The organism is Streptomyces sp. NPDC005494 (genome assembly GCF_042872025.1).
GTDB lineage: Bacteria > Actinomycetota > Actinomycetes > Streptomycetales > Streptomycetaceae > Streptomyces.
This window is the reverse complement of record NZ_JBIAJR010000014.1, coordinates 43593-61002: the sequence shown is the minus strand read 5'-3', so window position 1 is coordinate 61002 and position 17410 is coordinate 43593. Positions and strand designations below refer to the sequence as shown.

General features: G+C 72.4%; 13 protein-coding genes. 2 read left to right on the top strand and 11 right to left on the bottom strand.

The features are described 5' to 3' along the window. Positions 1-117 precede the first annotated feature (117 nt). The gene (locus tag ACFYQ6_RS31870) at positions 118-2382 is read left to right on the top strand and encodes a tetratricopeptide repeat protein (RefSeq protein ID WP_361582041.1); all 2265 of its coding nucleotides are present in this window, start codon (positions 118-120) and stop codon (positions 2380-2382) included. Between the two features lie 3 nt (positions 2383-2385). Here the strand turns inward: ACFYQ6_RS31870 and ACFYQ6_RS31865 are convergent, their stop codons facing one another. Then, positions 2386-3012: a DinB family protein gene (locus tag ACFYQ6_RS31865; protein WP_361582039.1), complete on the bottom strand. Its 627-nt coding sequence runs from the start codon at positions 3010-3012 to the stop codon at positions 2386-2388. 147 nt (positions 3013-3159) lie between these two features. On the opposite strand from ACFYQ6_RS31865, the gene ACFYQ6_RS31860 reads away from it, so the two are divergent. Beyond that, positions 3160-4734 carry a phytoene desaturase family protein gene (locus tag ACFYQ6_RS31860; protein WP_388766325.1) on the top strand — a complete coding sequence of 525 codons (1575 nt, stop codon included), beginning with the start codon at positions 3160-3162 and terminating at the stop codon, positions 4732-4734. A 10-nt stretch (positions 4735-4744) separates the two neighbouring features. Here ACFYQ6_RS31860 and ACFYQ6_RS31855 read toward each other — a convergent pair whose 3' ends face one another. The 10 genes from ACFYQ6_RS31855 to ACFYQ6_RS31810 are packed head-to-tail and all read right to left on the bottom strand — an operon-like array spanning position 4745 to position 17272. Continuing rightward, positions 4745-5719: an alpha/beta fold hydrolase gene (locus ACFYQ6_RS31855; RefSeq protein WP_361582034.1), complete on the bottom strand. Its 975-nt coding sequence runs from the start codon at positions 5717-5719 to the stop codon at positions 4745-4747. Between the two features lie 4 nt (positions 5720-5723). Beyond that, positions 5724-8126, bottom strand: a complete 2403-nt coding sequence (locus tag ACFYQ6_RS31850; protein WP_388766322.1) for a polysaccharide lyase 8 family protein — start codon at positions 8124-8126, stop codon at positions 5724-5726. Between the two features lie 11 nt (positions 8127-8137). Continuing rightward, the gene (locus ACFYQ6_RS31845; RefSeq protein WP_388766320.1) at positions 8138-9304 is read right to left on the bottom strand and encodes an SGNH/GDSL hydrolase family protein; all 1167 of its coding nucleotides are present in this window, start codon (positions 9302-9304) and stop codon (positions 8138-8140) included. Further along, on the bottom strand, positions 9292-10371 hold the full coding sequence (locus ACFYQ6_RS31840) for a DUF1565 domain-containing protein (protein ID WP_388766318.1): 1080 nt from the start codon (positions 10369-10371) through the stop codon (positions 9292-9294). Before ACFYQ6_RS31840 ends, ACFYQ6_RS31845 begins: the two co-directional genes overlap by 13 nt. Further along, positions 10368-10970, bottom strand: coding sequence for a hypothetical protein (locus ACFYQ6_RS31835; protein WP_388766316.1), 603 nt, complete (start codon positions 10968-10970; stop codon positions 10368-10370). Before ACFYQ6_RS31835 ends, ACFYQ6_RS31840 begins: the two co-directional genes overlap by 4 nt. A 2-nt stretch (positions 10971-10972) precedes the next feature. After that, positions 10973-12955 carry a hypothetical protein gene (locus ACFYQ6_RS31830; protein WP_388766314.1) on the bottom strand — a complete coding sequence of 661 codons (1983 nt, stop codon included), beginning with the start codon at positions 12953-12955 and terminating at the stop codon, positions 10973-10975. 3 nt (positions 12956-12958) lie between these two features. Beyond that, positions 12959-14746 carry a heparinase II/III family protein gene (locus ACFYQ6_RS31825; protein ID WP_388766311.1) on the bottom strand — a complete coding sequence of 596 codons (1788 nt, stop codon included), beginning with the start codon at positions 14744-14746 and terminating at the stop codon, positions 12959-12961. Beyond that, positions 14734-15498, bottom strand: a complete 765-nt coding sequence (locus ACFYQ6_RS31820; protein WP_361582015.1) for an SDR family NAD(P)-dependent oxidoreductase — start codon at positions 15496-15498, stop codon at positions 14734-14736. The genes ACFYQ6_RS31825 and ACFYQ6_RS31820 overlap by 13 nt, the downstream gene beginning before the upstream one ends. A 45-nt stretch (positions 15499-15543) precedes the next feature. After that, entirely contained in the window at positions 15544-16449 is a 906-nt protein-coding gene (locus ACFYQ6_RS31815; protein ID WP_388766308.1) for a carbohydrate ABC transporter permease, read from the bottom strand. Continuing rightward, the gene (locus ACFYQ6_RS31810; RefSeq protein ID WP_361582009.1) at positions 16436-17272 is read right to left on the bottom strand and encodes a sugar ABC transporter permease; all 837 of its coding nucleotides are present in this window, start codon (positions 17270-17272) and stop codon (positions 16436-16438) included. The genes ACFYQ6_RS31815 and ACFYQ6_RS31810 overlap by 14 nt, the downstream gene beginning before the upstream one ends. Positions 17273-17410: the final 138 nt, after the last annotated feature.

The following is a 17410-nucleotide window of genomic DNA, read 5'->3' as shown; positions in this document are numbered from 1 at the left end:
TGAGCGCGCAGCAGGCCCGCCCCGTACCCACTCCGCAGACGTGCCGCCATACTGGACGGGCCGGGGCGGGGCACAGCTGTAGGCGGGACGCGGAGCAGACGGGGGCGGCAACAGGCGATGGCGGACACCAGGCTGATCCAGAGCCGGTACCAGCTGCTCGATCTCATCGGGCGCGGAGGCATGGGCGAGGTGTGGCGTGCCCGGGACGAAGCACTGGGCCGGCAGGTCGCCGTCAAGTGCCTGAAACCGGTGGGACCGCAGCACGACCGCGACTTCACCCGCATCCTGCGCGAGCGGTTCCGCCGGGAGGCGCGCGTGGCCGCCGCTCTCCAGCACCGAGGCGTCACCGTCGTCCACGACTTCGGGGAGGCGGACGGTGTCCTCTACCTCGTCATGGAGCTCCTGGAAGGCCGCAACCTCAGCCAGCTCCTCGAGGACAACAAACAGCACCCGCTGCCGGTGCCGGACGTCGTCGACATCGCCGAGCAGGTCGCCGACGCCCTCGGCTACACCCACCAGCAGGGCATAGTGCACCGCGACCTCAAGCCCGCCAACATCATGCGGCTCGCCGACGGGACGGTGAAGATCTGCGACTTCGGCATCGCCCGGCTCGGCGCCGACATCGGGTTCACCTCGCGCCTCACCGGCACCGGCATCGCCATGGGCACCCCGCACTACATGTCGCCGGAACAGATCAGCGGCGGAGAGGTCGACCACCGCAGCGACCTCTACTCGCTGGGCTGTGTGCTGTACGAGATCGCCACGGGCGTCCCGCCGTTCGACATGGACGACGCGTGGGCCGTCCTGGTCGGACACCGCGACACCGTGCCCGAGCCTCCGCGTACCCACCGTGCCGAACTGCCCCGCTTCTTCGACCGCGTCGTCCTGGACCTGCTGGCCAAGACCCCGGGGGAGCGGCCCTCCGACGCGGGGGACCTGAGGGCACGCATAGCTCTCGGGCGCACCGGTGAGCAGCCGCAGGCCGGGCGGGTCATGCTCGCCCCGCCGGTGCCGTTCGAGCACCCTGCCCGGCGGCCCGGCGGGCAGCCTCCCCGACTGCCCTCCTGGACCCGTGACATGACCACCGGTCACAAGGCCCGCAGCGCCGCGTACCCGGGAACGGCCGCCATCGACCAGGCGCTCGCTCTCACCGGAGCGTGGACCACGGGAGCGGCGGGCCCGCAGTCACCCGGCGGAGCGTTCCCGCCCGCGGGAGCGGGCCGCCCCACCCCGTCGCCCGAACTCCTGGCCACCCTGGCCAGCAGGCACAGCGCCGGGCTCAACCTGGGCCGCCTCGGGCACTGGGAGGAGGCGGCCGAGGTCCACCGCGCGGTCGCCGCCGAACGCTCGCACGCGCTCGGCCCCGACCACCCCGACACCCTCGCCAGCCGCTACGAGGTGGCCTTCACCCTCAGCCGCACCGGACAGGCCGCGGACGCCCTGCGTGAGTTCGGCCGGGTCGCCGACGGCCGCGAACGCGCCCTGGGCCCCGACCACCCGGAGACCCTCGCGGCCCGCCAGGAGACGGCCTACGTACTCGGACAGCTCGGCCGGCACTTCGAGGCCCACCAGGTCTACGCCGCGGTGCTCGCCTCGCGGGAGCGCTCCATGGGGCCGGACCACCCCGACACCCTGCGCTGCCGGCACAACCTGGCCTTCAACCTCAGCCGGCTGGGCCGCCTGGACGACTCGTACCGGATGGCCCGTGAGGTGGCGGACGCCCGTGGCCGGCTGCTCGGCGCCACACACCCCGACACCCTGGTCACGCTCTACGAGGTGGCATACACCCTCGGCCGGCTGGACCGCTGGACCGAGGCCCTGCAGACCTACCGCGAGGTGGCGCAGGCCCGGGCCGTCACGCTCGGCGCCCTGCACCCCGACACGCTGTCCGCGCGCTACGAGGTGGGCATCAGCCTCGGCCGGCTGGGCCGCAGCGCCGAGGCCCTGGACCTCTACCGCGCGCTGGCCGACGACCGTACCCGGGCCGCCGGCCCGGACGACCCGGAGACACTCCGCGCCCGCCACGGCCTCGCGGTCAACCTCGGGCGGATGGCGCGCTGGGAGGAGGCCCTCGCCGAGTCGCGCGAGGTGTGCGCGATCCGGGAGCGCACGCTGGGGCCCGACCACCCCGACACCCTCGTCAGCCGCCGGGAGGTGGCCGTCGGACTCGGCTGGCTCGGCCGCTGGGCCGACGCCCTGAGCGGCTACCGTACGGTCGCCGACGCCCGCGAACGGGTCCTCGGCGCCGATCACCCGGACACGCTGGCCAGCCGCAACGACGAGGCCCACTGCCTGGAACAGCTCGGCCGCGGCACGGAGGCCGTCGACCTCTACCGCAGGGTCGCCGACCTGCGCCGGCAGCGCGGCATCCCCCCGCACTGACCGTCAGGCGAGGCTTCCCCGCGCGCGGTGGAGGTCCCGCAGCAGCGCGATCTCCGCCCCGTGGTGGAGCAGCTCCTGGTTGACCCACCAGACGACGTCGAGGAAGCGCTCCTCGGGGTCGCCGCCGTACGGGTACGTGCAGTACCCGACCGTGTCGAGCGCGGTGTCGTCGGCGCCGAGCAGCGCCGAACGCCACGCCGCCGCCGATGCGCCGAAGTCCGTGAGGGCCCCGGCCGCGTCCCCCGCCACCCGGTAGTCCTCACGGGTCAGCGCGTGACGCCCCGCCGTGTGGTCCGCACGCAGGACCAGCAGCTCGCTGAGATGGCTCAGGCGCCACGCGAGGGTCGTGAACGGCGGCGGCGAGGGATGAGGGTGCGACGCCGTGTCGCGCCCCCAGTCGCCCGCGCCCGTCAGGGCGCTCGCGCCAGGGCCGGGGCCCTCGGTCCTGCGGCGCACCGACCAGCACTCCGGCAGCGGCTCCCACAGGTACTCCTCGTCGGTGAGCGGCGGGACGTCCACGTCCGTGCCGTTCCCGCTGTCCACGGTCGGACCGGCCATCCGCCTGGTCAGCCGCTCGCACGCCCAGTCGAACTGCTCGAGCAACGGTTGCAGACGTGCTGGTGTGTCCACGGAGAACTCCTGGGCAAGTTCGAATGCGGAAGGGCGAGGTCAGCGAGCACCCTGCCACAGCGGCCCCCACAGGCCCACCGCTTTTCGGAGCCCGCGCCACGGACCGCGCCCCCTGTGCCGGGAGATCATCCCGTGCTACGAAGGGGCATGCCCGCAGACGAGACGGCCCCACCCGGTACGCCCACCCGCTCCCACTACGACGCGGTGATCGTCGGCGGCGGCCACAACGGCCTGGTCGCCGCCGCCTACCTCGCCCGCGCCGGGCAGTCCGTCCTCGTACTGGAACGCCTCCCGGGCACCGGGGGAGCAGCCGTGTCGACCCGCCCCTTCGACGGGATCGACGCCCGGCTCTCCCGCTACTCCTACCTCGTGTCGCTCCTCCCGCAGAAGATCGTCCGTGAGCTCGGTCTCGACTTCGCCGTACGCAAGCGCACGGTGTCCTCGTACACCCCGGCCGTACGGGGCGGGCGGCACACCGGACTGCTCGTCGGTGGCGACAGGACCCGTGACTCCTTCGCCGCGCTCACCGGGAACGACCGGGAGTACGACGCCTGGCAGCGCTTCTACGGGACGACCCGGAGGGTCGCCGAGCGGGTCTTTCCGACCCTCACCGAACCCCTGCCCTCCCGCGCGGCCCTGCGGGCGCGCGTCGACGCCCCGGACACCTGGCGCGCGCTGTTCGAGGAGCCCATCGGTGTCACGGTCGAAAAGACCTTCGCGGACGACCTCGTCCGCGGGGTCGTCCTCACCGACGCGCTGATCGGCACCTTCGCCGACGCGCACGACCCGTCCCTGATCCAGAACCGCTGCTTCCTCTACCACGTGATCGGAAACGGCACGGGTGACTGGGACGTCCCGGTCGGGGGCATGGGCGCCCTCACCGACGCGCTGGCCGGCGCGGCCCGCTCGGCGGGCGCCGAGATCCGTGTGCTGCACGAGGCCACCCGGATCGAGACCGACGGCACCCGGGCCGAGGTGACCCTCCGGTCACCCGGCGGGGAACACGCCGTCGGCGCGCGCCGGGTCCTGGTCAACGCCTCGCCCACGGCGCTGGCCTCGCTCCTCGGCGAGGAGCCGCCCGCTCCGGCGGAGGGCGCCCAGCTGAAGGTGAACATGCTGCTGACGCGGCTGCCTAGACTGCGCGACCGCTCCGTCGACCCGCGCCGGGCGTTCGCCGGTACCTTCCACGTCGCGGAGGGCTACGGACAACTGGCCGCGGCCTACGGCGACGCGGCGGCCGGCCGCCTGCCCGGCGCGCCGCCCTCCGAGATCTACTGCCACTCCCTGACGGACCCGTCCATCCTCGCCCCCGGGCTCGCCGCGCGGGGCTACCAGACGCTCACCCTGTTCGGGCTGCACACGCCGGCCCGGCTCTTCACGGCGGACAACGAGGCCACGCGTACCGCCCTGCTCGACGCCACCCTCGCCGAACTCGACGCCCATCTCGAGGAGCCGATCGCCGGCTGTCTGGCCCTCGACGCCGACGGCAGGCCGTGCATCGAGGCGAAGACACCCCTGGACCTGGAACGCGAACTGCGGCTTCCCGGCGGGCACATCTTCCACCAGGACCTCTCCTTCCCCCACGCCACCGGCGAGACCGGCCGCTGGGGAGTGGAGACCGCCCACGCCAACGTGCTGCTCTGCGGAGCGGGCGCGGTGCGCGGCGGCGGGGTCAGCGGGGTGCCCGGCCACAACGCCGCCATGGCGGCGCTGGGCCGGTGACCGTCCCGTCCTACCGGCCGAACACCCCGCGCAGTGCCTCGAGCTTGCGCGGCAGGTCGTACTCCGCGCCTCCTTCGTGACCGTTGTACGTGAACACCTCCAGTTCGGCGGGGCCCGCGTAGGCGTGGTACGCCGCGAACACCGTCGACGACGGGCAGATCCGGTCCATCAGACCCACCGAGAGCCACGCCGGGGCCGTGGCCCGTGCCGCGAAGTTGACACCGTCGAAGTACGACAGCGTCTGCATCGCCTCCTCGACCCTGAAGCGGTGCCCGGACAGCCAGCGGGCGATCTCCGCGTACGGCCCCGAGTCCGTGATCTGCGAGGCGCGCCGGAAGTGGCAGAGGAACGGTACGTCGGCGACCGCCGCGGCCACGTCGTCCCGCAGCCCGGCCACCGCGAGCGCGAGGCCGCCTCCCTGGCTGCCACCGAGGACCGCGACCCTGGAGGGGTCCACGGCCTCGTGGGCCTTCACCGCGTCGACCGCGCGCACGGCGTCGGTGATGAGGCGCCGGTAGTAGTGCCGGGCGGGGTCCTCGATGCCCCGGGTCAGGAAGCCGGGGGAGGAGGAACCATGGCCGTCCGGACCGATGTCCGGGGTGTCCGCGGTGTTCTTCCCGCCGCCGCCCTGGCCGCGGTTGTCCATGACCAGATGGGCGTAGCCGAGCGCGCTCCAGGTCAGCCACGAGTACGGGATGCCCCGGCCGCCGTTGTAGCCGATGTACTGCACCACCGCCGGCAGCGGCCCCGAGCGGACACGCGGGAGCAGCAGCCAGGCCTTCACCGGCTGTCCGCCCCAGCCGTTGAACGTCACGTCGAATACGTCGACGGTCGCGAATCCGGCGTCGTACGGGACGAACGACGCGCCCGGACCGTGGCGGGCCGCCTCCCCGAGGGTCTTGTCCCAGAAGGCGTCGAAGTCGGCGGGCTCCTCCGGTTCCGGCCGGTACTCCCGCAGCCGCTCCAGCGGCATGTCGAACAGCAAGGGTCTAGCTCCTCTTCAGGGTGAGGGTGAGGGTCGCGCCGTGCAGTCCCGCCGTGTCGGCGGTGATGCGCAGGCCCCGCCCCGTGGCGGTCGTGCGGATACCGGGGTCCGCGGCCTCGACCGTGAGACCGGGCCTGGCCAGGTCCAGCACCACCGTGGAACGCAGCTGCGTCGGATCGGACAGGGCGACCGTGAGCTTCCCGTCCCGGGGGCGTACCAGCACCGAGGCGGGACCGTCGCTGGTCAGCTCCCGCACCGTGCCGGCGGTCCAGAAGTTCGCGGCGAGCAGCCCGTCGGCCGACCGGCGCACGGCGTGCACCGCGGTCGAGCGGGCCACCAGGTCCACCGGGGGCGCCGCCGACCACTGCCGGGTACGGGCGGCGGACGCCGCCGGAGCCTGGAGCCAGAAGTAACCGGCGCCCGCCGGGGCAGGGCCGTGGTCCTGCCACAGCGTCAGGTACGGGCGGGTGACGGGGGTGTCCGTGCCGTACTTGAGGTTGATCTCCCGCCAGGTCGCCGTACGCTCCTCACGCAGACCGCGCAGGGTGGCCGGCTCCGGGAAGATGTAGCCGCCGGTCCCGTCGAGGTGCAGCCAGCGCACCTTGGCGAGCCCTGCCGACCAGTCCGTGCCGGCCGGCGCGGGGGTGCCGTTGACGAGGAGTGCGGCGGCCGGATCGCGCAGCTTGCGGTTCTCGACCACCGTCTCCACCGTCCCGTCGCCGGCGGTGATGCCGGATCCGGTGCACGCGATCACGTCGTCCAGGCAGAACCAGCTCTTGAGGCCACGCAGCGTGCTTCCGTAGGCCCGCAGCTCCATGCCGTACGCGCCGAGCGTCGTGCCCGGCAGGGCGGTGCCGCCCGCCCAGTCGGCGGTGCTCGTCGTGCGCTGGCCCGCGGCGTCCGCCGGCCGTCCGGCGACGACCGTGGTCCCCGGCAGCCGGGTGGGGTCGACGGTGGGCCAGTAGTCCTCGCTGTAGTGCCCGAGGTCGTCGGTGTACAGCAGCACCATGCCGTCGGAGAGGTGCCAGCCGTGCAGATTCTCGTTCTGGATCGACTCGTAGTTGTAGATCCGGCTCGAGTAGGCCGAGATACCCAGGGCGAACGACGGTCTGTGGTGCGCCGCCTTGTCCATCCGTGGGTGCTGCTTGTGAGCGACCAGCGGCCCGCGCGCGGCGACGGGTGAGTCGATGACGCGCAGCGCCGCGACGAGGGAGGCCGGGTCGGTGACGGCGAGGAAGTCCCGGTAGTTGTCCTCCGCGATCCACTGCTTGACCAGCGCGGTGAACGCGTCGGCCGTCTCGCCCGGGAAGCCGGGGATGAGCCTCAGTACCGCCTCGACGACCGTCTGCGCGGAGGCGTGGCCCTGCTTGCTGGGTCGCGCGATCTCGCGCCCGCACACCGAGGCCATCACGTCACCCCGCGCCAGCAGGGGGTCGAAGCCGTCGAGGACCCATCCGCGGATGTTGTCGAGGTCGGGGTCGGTGACCGCCCAGTCCGTTCCCCCGAGCAGGTTCAGCAGCCGGGAGAGGCTGTTGAGCAGTTCCTTGCCGTAACCGCCGTTGTAAGGATGCTTCCAGTGCTGGAGGAACGATCCGTCGGAGTAGAAGCCCTCGCCCGTGCCCGCCGTGCCGTCGGTACGGTCGTTGAAGGCCAGGACGCTGTTGGCACCCGAACCCTCGACGTCCGAAAGAGCGTCACGCACCCGGGCCAGGGAGTCCCCGTCGTCACGCAGGACCGCGTTGACGGCGACCACCGTGGCCACCCACACACGGTTGGCGCCGGTCGCTATCTGGCGGTCGGCGCGCCACAGGTTCGGATCCGGTGTGTAGTGCCGTACGGCCGTGGTGACCCGGCCCAGCCGCTCGGTTCCGAGTACGTCGTACAGCAGCACCGCCGTGTCGTTCAGGGCGAGCGCCGAGCCGATCTCCCAGTCCCAGTCGTTGTCGAAGCGGGTGTGACCGGGACCGTAACGGTTCGTCAGCATCCAGTCGATACCGGCCAGCAGCAGGTCACGCAGGGCCGCGTCACCGTATTGCGGCGTGCCGGGGATCGCCCACGCGGTCGCGATCGTCGCGAGGCGCTTGAACGAGGTGGTGACGTGGTTGGAGAGCGCCGTGCTGGTCAGATCGGCGAACAGGCCGTCCGTACGGGAGGGGTCGAGGCCCTTGGCCGCCGTGGTCGCGGCCCGGCCGGTCCTGGCCACGGCCGCCGCTGTCCGGGCGTCGTCCGGGTCGAGGCCGGGGCCGCCGGTCAGCAGCGTGTGCCAGCGGGCCCGCAGCGTGCCCGCGTCCCCCGCCGCGGCGTTCGCGGTCCCGGGTGTGAAGGTGAGGGGCAGGGTGAAGGCCGCGCCGAGCGCGGCCGCTCCGGCCAGGACTGTGCGGCGCGTCGCGCCCGTGCCTGGGTTCATGGGTCGGGTCCTCACAACAGGGTTCGGCGGTCGACGGCCGCGGCGAGCGCGGCGTGACCGGAGGGATTGGGATGCAGACCGTCACCGCTGTCGAACGCGGGCAGTAGCCGCGACGGGCGGGCGGGATCGTGCAGGGCGGCGTCGAAGTCGGCGACCGCGTCGAACAGCCGGCCCGTGCGGATCGCCCGGTTGATCCGCTGTCGCACCTCGTCGAGCTCGGGAGTCCAGCGCGTCCAGCCCTCGAACGGGGCCACGGTCGCGCCGACGATCCGCAGCCCCGCACTCCGGGCGCGCAGCACCAGCTGGCGGTATCCGTCCAGGACCCACGCGGGATCCGTCTGGGACGGCGGCTGCTGGAGGTCGTTGACGCCCAGCTGGACCAGGACGGTGCGCAGTCCCGGCAGCGAGAGCACGTCCCGGTCGAACCTGGCCTGCCCGCCGGGCCCGAAGCGGGCGTCGTCCAGCAGCAGCCTGTTGCCGCTGACACCGAGATTGGCGACCGCCGAGCCGGGAAGACGCCGCGCGAGCTGGTCCGGCCAGCGGAGATCCGCGTCGTCGGGTGTGCCGACGCCCTCCGTGACGGAGTCCCCCAGCACGGCGACCACCGGTCCGTACCCGCCGGTCACCTCGACCCCCGCCAGGAGGAACACGGAGGTGGTGCGGACCCCGTCGACGCTGTGCGAGGCGTGGGTGTTGCGGTGGAAGGACAACGGCCCGGTGGGGCCCGGCAACCGGGTCTCCACCGTCAGCGCCGACCCCTCAGGGGCGCGCAGCCCGCCCACCGGGTCGCTGGTCAGCGAGGCACCGGCGGCCAGCCATGCCTGGCGCCTCCCGCCGAAGGTCACGGCCCGCCCGCCGGCGGTCACCGGGCCGATCAGGACCGGGACCGCGCCGAAGGCGTTCCCGTAGCGCAGACGCACCCCACCCCCGGCCGAGAGCCGCACGGTGGCCGAGACCACCCCGTCGGTCAGCCCGGTGGCGGCCACGGTGTCCGCCGCGGTCGGCGCGGTCTGCGCCGTGGCCCAGGACGTGACCCATGAGCCGGCCCGCTTCGGTCCGGCGGAGCCGTCGGACTGCGCCGCCCGTGCGGCGGGCGCGGCCGCCGCGACGGCGACTCCCGCAGCTGCGGCCGTCAGTACCCCGCGTCTCGCGGGCCCCCGGGCGGTCACTGCGGGCACGCCCCGGCCGGGTCGTACTCGCTCGCGTACGTACCGACCGCGTCGCCGCCGGTGTTGCCGCTCATCGTGTTGGTGCACACCGGACCCTGCGGGGTGCGCATGAACTTGATCCCACCGCCCGCGTTGCCCGTGACCGTGTTGCCGTACACGCTCGTGTCGATGCCGTCGGTCGCGGTGTCACCGCCGAGGCGGATTCCCGCGCCCACGTTGTCGTGCACCGTGTTGTAACGGAAGATGTTGCCGCTGCCGCGTGCGTCCAGCCCGCCCGAACTGGAGTCCTTCTGGCCGCTGCAGTCGTTGTACTCGACGTAGTTGTTCGTGGAGTTCTCCTTCACGTCCACGCACTCGTTGCCCCGGGTGACGATGGTGTTGTGGTGGATGCGGTTGTTCCTGCTGACGTCGGCCGCAGCGTCCGGAGCGCCGTTCGCGCCCTGCTGCTCGGGTGCCGTACCGAGATAGATGCCCTCGCCGTTCTTGCCACCTCCGCCGAACGCGAAGTCGGCGACCCCGCAGTCCGTGATCGTGTTGCCGCTCACGTCGGCACCCGTGACCAGATAGCGCAGCCGCAGGCATTCGTCCGCCGCGTTCTTGAGCGTCATCCCGGTGATGCGCAGCGCGCCCACCCCGTTCCCCGGGGTCGTGCTCATCACGTAGACGAGCTTGAGGCGGTAGCCGGACACGTCGGCGGCCGAGCCGTGCAGCCCGTCGACGGTGAAGCCGCTCAGGGTCGTCGAGTCGTGCCGCACCTGGATGATGCGGCTGTCGCCCGCGCCCTTCACCACGGCGTTCGAAGGGCCCGTGATCGTGACCCCGGAGCGCGTGGTGACCACGTCCTGCCGGTACGTACCGGCCGCGAGGTTCACCACCGAGCCGGTGGGGGCCAGGTCCAGGGCCTTCTGGATCGTCGCGAGCGGCGCCCCCGCCGACGTACCTGCGTTGGTGTCGGCACCGGACGGCGAGACGTAGTACGCGGTGGCGGTCACGGCGGCCGAGGACGGCGGGGAGAGCAGCAGCGGGGTGCCGGCGGCGAGCGCGGCGACGAGGGCGGAACGCAGTAAACGGCTCATGAGATGTGCCTCCTGGGATCGGCGAAGGACAGGGCGAGCAGTACGGGAACACTGGGGCCCAGGAGCAGCGGGCCCAGCGGTACGACGAGTGAGAGCAGAACGGCGGAGACCACGGCGCCGAGCAGCGCGGTACCCCTGGCGGGGGAGCCGAAGCCGAGGGCCAGGGCACCGGCCGACCAGCTGCGCACCGAGCCCTCGCGAACCCGCCCCGCCTCGGCGGCCAGAGCGACGTGATGAATGACGAACGCGGCTCCGATGCCCACCTGCGCGGCGAGCACGACGAAGGTCCAGGGCTCGGAACGGCCCAGCAGATACAGGGTGTTCGCCACGAGGACGACCGCCGCCACCGTGGAGAGCAGCCCGTGCCGCCACAGGGCGCGCCAGTAACGGGGGAATGCCGCGAAGGAGTTGGCGAACACGCGGCTGTCGCCCTCGGTCCGCCAGAGCTGCAGGGCGTGCCCCATCGCCGCGAGAGCGGGCAGCCAGCTCACGACACCCAGGGACAGCACGGTGCACGCGGCCCCCGCGGCGGCCGGATAGGCGATGAACTCCAGGCGGCGCAGCAGCGCGGTCCCGCCGGACGGGAGGATTGCCTGCATGATCAGCCGACCTTTCCTGTGTACGGCTCCGTCGCGTCGAGGAGCACGTGCCCGTGCAGCTCCAGCCGCGTGCACCCCACGACGTACGGGGCTCCACCGCTGAGCAGCACCGCCGCCGCGTCCGCGACGACGGCCTGCGTGCGGATGCGGCGGCCGACGGGGGAGAGGAACACGGTCTCCCCGGTGCCGGCGAAGGCGACCCCGTGCCCCTTCGAGCAGGTCACCCGCTCGCCGCCGTCCGTCGGACCCGGTGCCAGGGCCGTGAGGAACAGACCGTCACGGGTACGCTCCGTCGTCGCGCGGAGCGTGTGCAGCGTGCGGGTCAGACGCAGCTCCGGAGTGCTGGACGTCGGATTGGCCTCGACCTCGGTGACCCCGCTGCCGACCGAGGCCCCGGCGGGTGCGAACCGCCGCACCAGCGCGGTGGCGCTCCCCGACCTGATCAGCCTGGCGCCGTCGGGCTGTGGTTCCGTCGGCCGGTCCGTCTGGAGCAGGAACGTCCACTCGCGCTCCTCCTCCGCCTCGGCGAGGTCGAGGAGGACGAGCCGCCCGGACGGCGTGGACACCAACGTCCGGTCGAGGCGCCGGACACCGAGGGATGGGTCGTACATCGCGGCGATCTCGGCCGTGGCGTGCGCCCAGCCGCCCTCACCGTCCACCAGCACGTCACGCTGCCGGGCCTGCCGCTCGTGCGGGATGTCCCGGTAGACGTGGTAGCGGTCCTCGTCCGCGTATCCCTGGCCGTCCACCAGCAGCAGGTTGTGGTGCGCGGCCCTCTTGCGGTTGCTGTAACCCTCGTCCACGGCGAGGAACGCTCCCTGCGAGACCAGCACGAACGAGCCGGAATCGGGATGGTGATGCCCCTGGTTCAGGGTCTCCCAGCCCAGCTCCGCCCGGTGCTTCGCCGAGGTCTCCCACGCCGTGTGACCGCCGCCCGGACTCGCCTTGAACGACACCAGCGTGGCGTCGTCGTCCCAGCCGGTACGGGCCGTGAGCAGCCCGAGGTCGGGGAACCAGGCGTGGGTCTCGGTGGGCCGGGCCGCGGTCACGGACGGGTCGTACCAGAGGTACTCCAGATACGCCTCCGGCAGGATTCCCGGACGCACCCCGCTCTCGGCGGCCTCCTGCCACAGCAGTTCGCCCGAGGCGAGATCCCCCATCCACTGGGCCTCCGCCAGGCCGTACTGCGCCGCGAGGCGGTAGTACAGGCCGGCGCTGTGGCCGCTGCGCCGGTCGTGGCAGTCCCCGTGGTCGACGTTGAACGCGAAGCCGGGAGCCGTCTGGTGGAGCCGGTAGCGGAACGTCGAGGAGAGGAACCCGCCCCGCCCCCACCAGTCGATGCCCTCGGCCTCCTGGAGGAGATCCAGATGGATCGCGAGGAACGGCACGCCGTAGCGCCAGTAAACGACGCCCTCGGCGTGCGAACCGTCCTGCGGCATCAGATCCAGGACGGTGCCGAGGTTGTCCTTGGCGCGCTCGGTCCACTCCTCCTTGCCCAGTACGTAACCGGCCGTCGCCAGCCCCGCGTAGCAGATCCAGTTGTGGTTCTGCCAGTACGACGAGGACCACCAGCCGCCCTCGCTCGCCACCGCGAACTCGTACATCCGGCGACCCTGCAGCAGCAGCTTGTACCGCAGCAGCGCCCGCGTCCCCTCCGGAAGCTCGTCACCGATCCACCGGTAGGCGAGCGAGAGGTGGTGCAGCAGCCAGCCCGCGTCCAGATCGTGGTCGGGCATGTGCGCCCGGCCCCAGTGCGGCAGCCGGACGACCGCCTCGATCCAGCGCCGGCTCTCGTCCAGATGCGCGCGGTCGCCCGTGACGCGGTACGCCAGCGCGGGGTTGGAGGCCGCGGGGCCGAGCCAGGTGATGCTGGCGAGCGGATGCGTACGGGGCGGGGTGAGGCCGCGGTGACGGGCGGCCTCCTCCCGCAACCGGAGTTCCCGCGCGGGGCGCGGACCGGGAGGCGGGGTGGCGGAGAGGAGCACGGGTCAGCTCCCCGTTCCGAAGCGCGCGGCCGAACCGTCCGCCAGTTCCACCGTCAGCTCCTCGCCGTCGAAACCCACACCCGTCACCGCGGGCCCCGCGGACGCCGCCTGGTACACCGAGGCGAACGTGATCCGCTCCGCCACGGCCGTGACGTCGACCCAGGTGCGCGTGCGCTGCGGATCGTCCGCCGGTCCGGGGCCCGGCCGCGAGAACGGACGCACCTCGGCCCCCGGGGTGTGCGTGTGCCAGCCGTGCAGGGTCTCGTCGCCGTACCACGTGGTGCGCACCGGGCCGGCTGCCTGCTGCTGGATGTCCAGGGCGGTCCCCGGGCGCAACTGGGCCGTGAAGCGGCGGGGCTCCCGACCGGTCACGGTCAGCAGGTCCACCAGGTAGCAGTCACCCGCCACGACCCTGCGCACCGCACGGACGCCCTCGTACGCGGTGGTGACCTCAGCGGTCACCGAGCGGTCGTCCGAGGCGAGGAGGTCACCCGCGCACTCCGCCTGCTCCGCGCCGTCGGCCCGGAACGCCGGGTGCGCGGCGGACGACGCGTACAGCTCACGGAACTCGGCGTGGGCGTAGGGCACCTGACCGAAGTCCGGCTGCCAGCGCGTCGTGTCCCCGTAGAGGTACAGCGAGAGCTTGTCGCGGTGCCCGTGCGAACCGCCGTGCGGGCCGAAGTCGAGCAGGGCGTGGATGCCCGCCGCACGTACCACCCCGTAACCGGCCGCCGGGAACACGCTGACCGGGCCCGGTTCGGGGCGCGGGGGCAGCGGTGGCCCCGCGAACCAGCCGTGCAGCTCACGGTCCAGCCCGTCGTCGTACGGTCCCAGCTCGTCCCGGGCCCGCGCCGCCACCGCGTCGAGGCGGGGGGACGGCACCAACTGCTGTGCCAGGGCTATGAGTTCGAGCCACTCCAGGGCGAGTGGATGCCGGAGATAGGGGCCGTCGTGCAGCGCGGGCAGCAGTCCGCCCGGTGTCGCGATCGACGCCAGTACGTCCGTCATCCCGGCCAGCACCCCGGCCACGTCGGCCGGGACGGACGCCGGATCCGTGGAGCGCAGCGCCAGCAGCGCCGCTCGCAGTACGAAGCCGTGGTAGTAGGTGCTGCCCTCCCACTCCCAGCCGTCCTCCGCGACGGCCACCCGCAGGTGCGCGTACAGCCCGTGCTCGCCCTCCAGCCACTGCTTCGCGCCGTCCCACTCCGGACCACGGGCCGCCGAGGCCGCGCGGCTCGCGACGGCGCCCGCCGCGTTCAGCCACGCCGTGTAGTTCGAGGCCAGGTCACCCCGGCCGGTCAGGACGCCGCGGGCCTCCAGTGCCGCCCGCTCCAGCTCGTCCAGCAGGGGGACGACGGCGGCCAGGTCCTCCGTGCCCTGCTCGGCCAGTGTGATCACGCAGTGGCCGATGTTCACCGCCCAGATCGCATCCGTCAGCGCCTGGTGGAAGAGCCGGCCGCGCAGCATCCAGCCCTGCGCGTCGCCGTGCCGGTCCGTGGCGAGGGACGCGTACACACCGGCGTACTCGACGAGCCGCGCCACCGCCTCCGCGCGCTCGCCCCGGTGGGCGAGCACCCGCAGGTGCCGTGCCCACGCCTGGTGCGACAGCACCACCCAGGCGCCTCGCACCGCGGCCGTGTCCACCCGGCAGCCGTGCGGGCACCGCGCCCCGCCCTCGGGAAAGACCCCGGCGAGCAGATCACCGTGATCGAGCTCCACACCGTGCGCCGGGCACACGTACGCGTGCCACCAGCCGCCCCGCTCCCGGGGGATCCGCCTCAACGCGGCCATACGCCACCGTCGATGTCCACCGTGGTGGCCGTGAGGAAGCCCGAGGCGGGCGAGGCCAGATGGACGACCGCGTGGGCGACGTCCTCGGGAGTGCCGGCCCGGCCGACCGGGATACCGGCCTCCATGGCCTCCTGGGCCGGGGCGGCCGTGAACGTGTCGTGGAAGGCGGTGCCCTTGATGAAGCCGGGTGCGACGGCGTTGACCGTGATCCCGGTTCCCGCGAGCTCCTTGGCGAGGCCCTTGGTGAAGCCCCGGACGCCGGCCTTGGCAGCCGCGTACGCCACCGAGCCGGGACCGCCGCCGTTGTGCGCGGCCAGCGAGGACATGGTGATGACGCGCCCGGCCCCGGACTCCTTCAGATGCGGCAGGGCGGCACGCACGGTCCTGAAGGTGGAGGTGAGATTCGTGGAGACGACCCGCTCGAAGTGGTCGTCGGACATGTCCTCGATCCTCTCGCGGCCGATGAGGTGGCCCGCGTTGCAGACGAGGACGTCCAGCCCGCCGAGGAAGCCGGTGGCCTCCTCGACCAGGAGGTCCACCTCGCCGGACAGGGTCGCGTCGGCCCGGAAGGCCTTGGCCCTGCGGCCGAGGGCCTCGATCGCCGAGACGGTCTTCGCCGCCTCGTCCGCGGAGGAGTGGTAGTGGACGGCGACGTCGGCACCGGCCTCGGCCAGGGCGACGGCGATGGCGCGGCCGATGCCGTGGCCCGCCCCCGTGACGAGCGCGCGGGAACCATGGAGATCAGCAGACATGGGTGATGCCCTTTCGGTGACCGGCCCGCGGAGGGCCGGAACCGGTCACTTGAGACCGGCGGTTGCGAAGCCCTGCACGAAGTAGCGCTGGCCGATGAGGAAGAGGACGACCATGGGCAGGGTGGCGAGCGTGGTGCCCGCCATCAGGAAGTGCCACTGGGTGCCGTTCTCCGTCTTGAAGACGGAGAGCCCCACCTGGATCACCCGCAGGCTGTCCGTGTGGGTCACCAGCAGAGGCCAGAGGAAGTTGTTCCAGGAGGACTCGAAGGTCAGCAGGGCGACCGTGATGAAGGCGGGCTTGACCAGCGGCGACATGATCCGGGCGTAGATCCGGAACTCACCGAGCCCGTCGAGCCGGGCCGCCTCCTCCAGCTCCACCGGGAGGTCCAGGTAGAACTGCCGGAAGAGGAACACCGCGAACGGGGTGACGGCTCCCGGGATGATGAGGGCCCACCAGCTGTCCAGCCAGCCGCTGCCGCCCTGGCCGAGGATGTCGTTCCCGCCGGCCAGCGGCATGAAGCGGACGATGAGGAACTCCGGCAGCACCTTGGTGTAGGTGGGGATCATCAGGGCGGCGATGAAGAGGTAGAAGATCATCTCGCTGCCGCGGAACTTGATCCGCGCCAGCGCGTACCCGGCCATCGAGGCGATCAGCACGTTGAGCACGGTGTGGCTGAGCGCGATGACGAAACTGTTCCGGGCGTACGTGGCGAACGGCGCGGCCTTCAGCGCCTCCACGTAGTTCCCGAACTCCCACTGGTCCGGGAGCAGTCCGGCGTCCTGCGAGGCGATCTCCACCGGTGTCTTGAGCGAGGTGATCACCATCCAGGCGAACGGCACCACCATCAGCAGGGAGACGACCGACAGCGTCACGTAGAGCGCGATCCGGCCGAGCGGAACGGCCCGTGTCCGCGGCGCGGGAGCCGGCTTCAGCAGCTCAGTTGTGGCCACGTGTGCCTCCCATGATCCGCTTGTTGACCAGGGTGAAGCCCATCAGCAGCACGAAGAGCACCAGGGACTGCGCGCTCGCGTAGCCGACGCGGAACTCCCGGAAGGCGGACTTGTAGATCTCGTACGTCATCATCGTGGTGCTGTTGGCGGGACCGCCGTCGGTCAGGATGTAGATCTGGTCGAAGGACTGGAACGCGCTGATCATCGAGGTGATGAGCACGAAGAACGTCGCCGGCTTCAGCAGGGGCAGCGTGATCGAGAAGAACTGCCTGGCCTTGGAGGCCCCGTCCACGGACGCCGCCTCGTACAGCTCCTTCGGCAGGGACTGCAACGCGGCCAGATAGATCAGCATCTTCATCCCGATGCCCTGCCAGATGCCCACGAGGATCACCGAGGGCATCGCCCACCCTGTCGAGGAGAGCCACGCCGGGCCGTCGATGCCGAGGAACGACAGCAGGGTGTTGAGCAGGCCGTTGCCCGGGTTGTAGATCCACAGCCAGACCAGCGCGATCGCGACGGTCGCGGTGACCTGCGGCAGGAACACGGCGGTGCGGAAGATGCCGCGCGCCTTGAGCCCCGTGTGCAGGGCGAGGGCCACCAGGAGACCCAGCGCCATCCCGAACGGCACGGTGAAGAAGGTGTACAGGAGGGTGTTGACGACGGACTTGCGGAAGACCGCGTCGTCCAGCATGTCCCGGAAGTTGGCCAGGCCCACGAACTCCGGTGCGGTGAGCACGTCGTACTTGGTGAAGGCCAGGGCCACCGAGACCACGACCGGAAGGCCGATCCACAGCGAGGCGTGCAGCAGCGCGGGCGCCACCATGAGCATGCCCGCCCGGCGCCGACGGCGGCCCGGGCCCGTGACGGCCCGGCGGGCCCGCCGAGGTGCCGGGGTCTCAGGAGGGGAAGGCGGCCGGGCGGGCCTGGCCTTCAGTGCGGTTGTAGCTCCCATGGTGACGTG

Excerpts from the sequence above, each read along its gene's own strand:
- ACFYQ6_RS31870 (WP_361582041.1), top strand. The coding sequence starts at position 118 with ATGGCGGACACCAGGCTGATCCAGAGCCGGTACCAGCTGCTCGATCTC.
- ACFYQ6_RS31860 (WP_388766325.1), top strand. The coding sequence starts at position 3,160 with ATGCCCGCAGACGAGACGGCCCCACCCGGTACGCCCACCCGCTCCCAC.
- ACFYQ6_RS31850 (WP_388766322.1), bottom strand. The coding sequence starts at position 8,126 with ATGAACCCAGGCACGGGCGCGACGCGCCGCACAGTCCTGGCCGGAGCG.
- ACFYQ6_RS31840 (WP_388766318.1), bottom strand. The coding sequence starts at position 10,371 with ATGAGCCGTTTACTGCGTTCCGCCCTCGTCGCCGCGCTCGCCGCCGGC.
- ACFYQ6_RS31835 (WP_388766316.1), bottom strand. The coding sequence starts at position 10,970 with ATGCAGGCAATCCTCCCGTCCGGCGGGACCGCGCTGCTGCGCCGCCTG.
- ACFYQ6_RS31825 (WP_388766311.1), bottom strand. The coding sequence starts at position 14,746 with ATGGCCGCGTTGAGGCGGATCCCCCGGGAGCGGGGCGGCTGGTGGCAC.
- ACFYQ6_RS31820 (WP_361582015.1), bottom strand. The coding sequence starts at position 15,498 with ATGTCTGCTGATCTCCATGGTTCCCGCGCGCTCGTCACGGGGGCGGGC.
- ACFYQ6_RS31810 (WP_361582009.1), bottom strand. The coding sequence starts at position 17,272 with ATGGTGGCGCCCGCGCTGCTGCACGCCTCGCTGTGGATCGGCCTTCCG.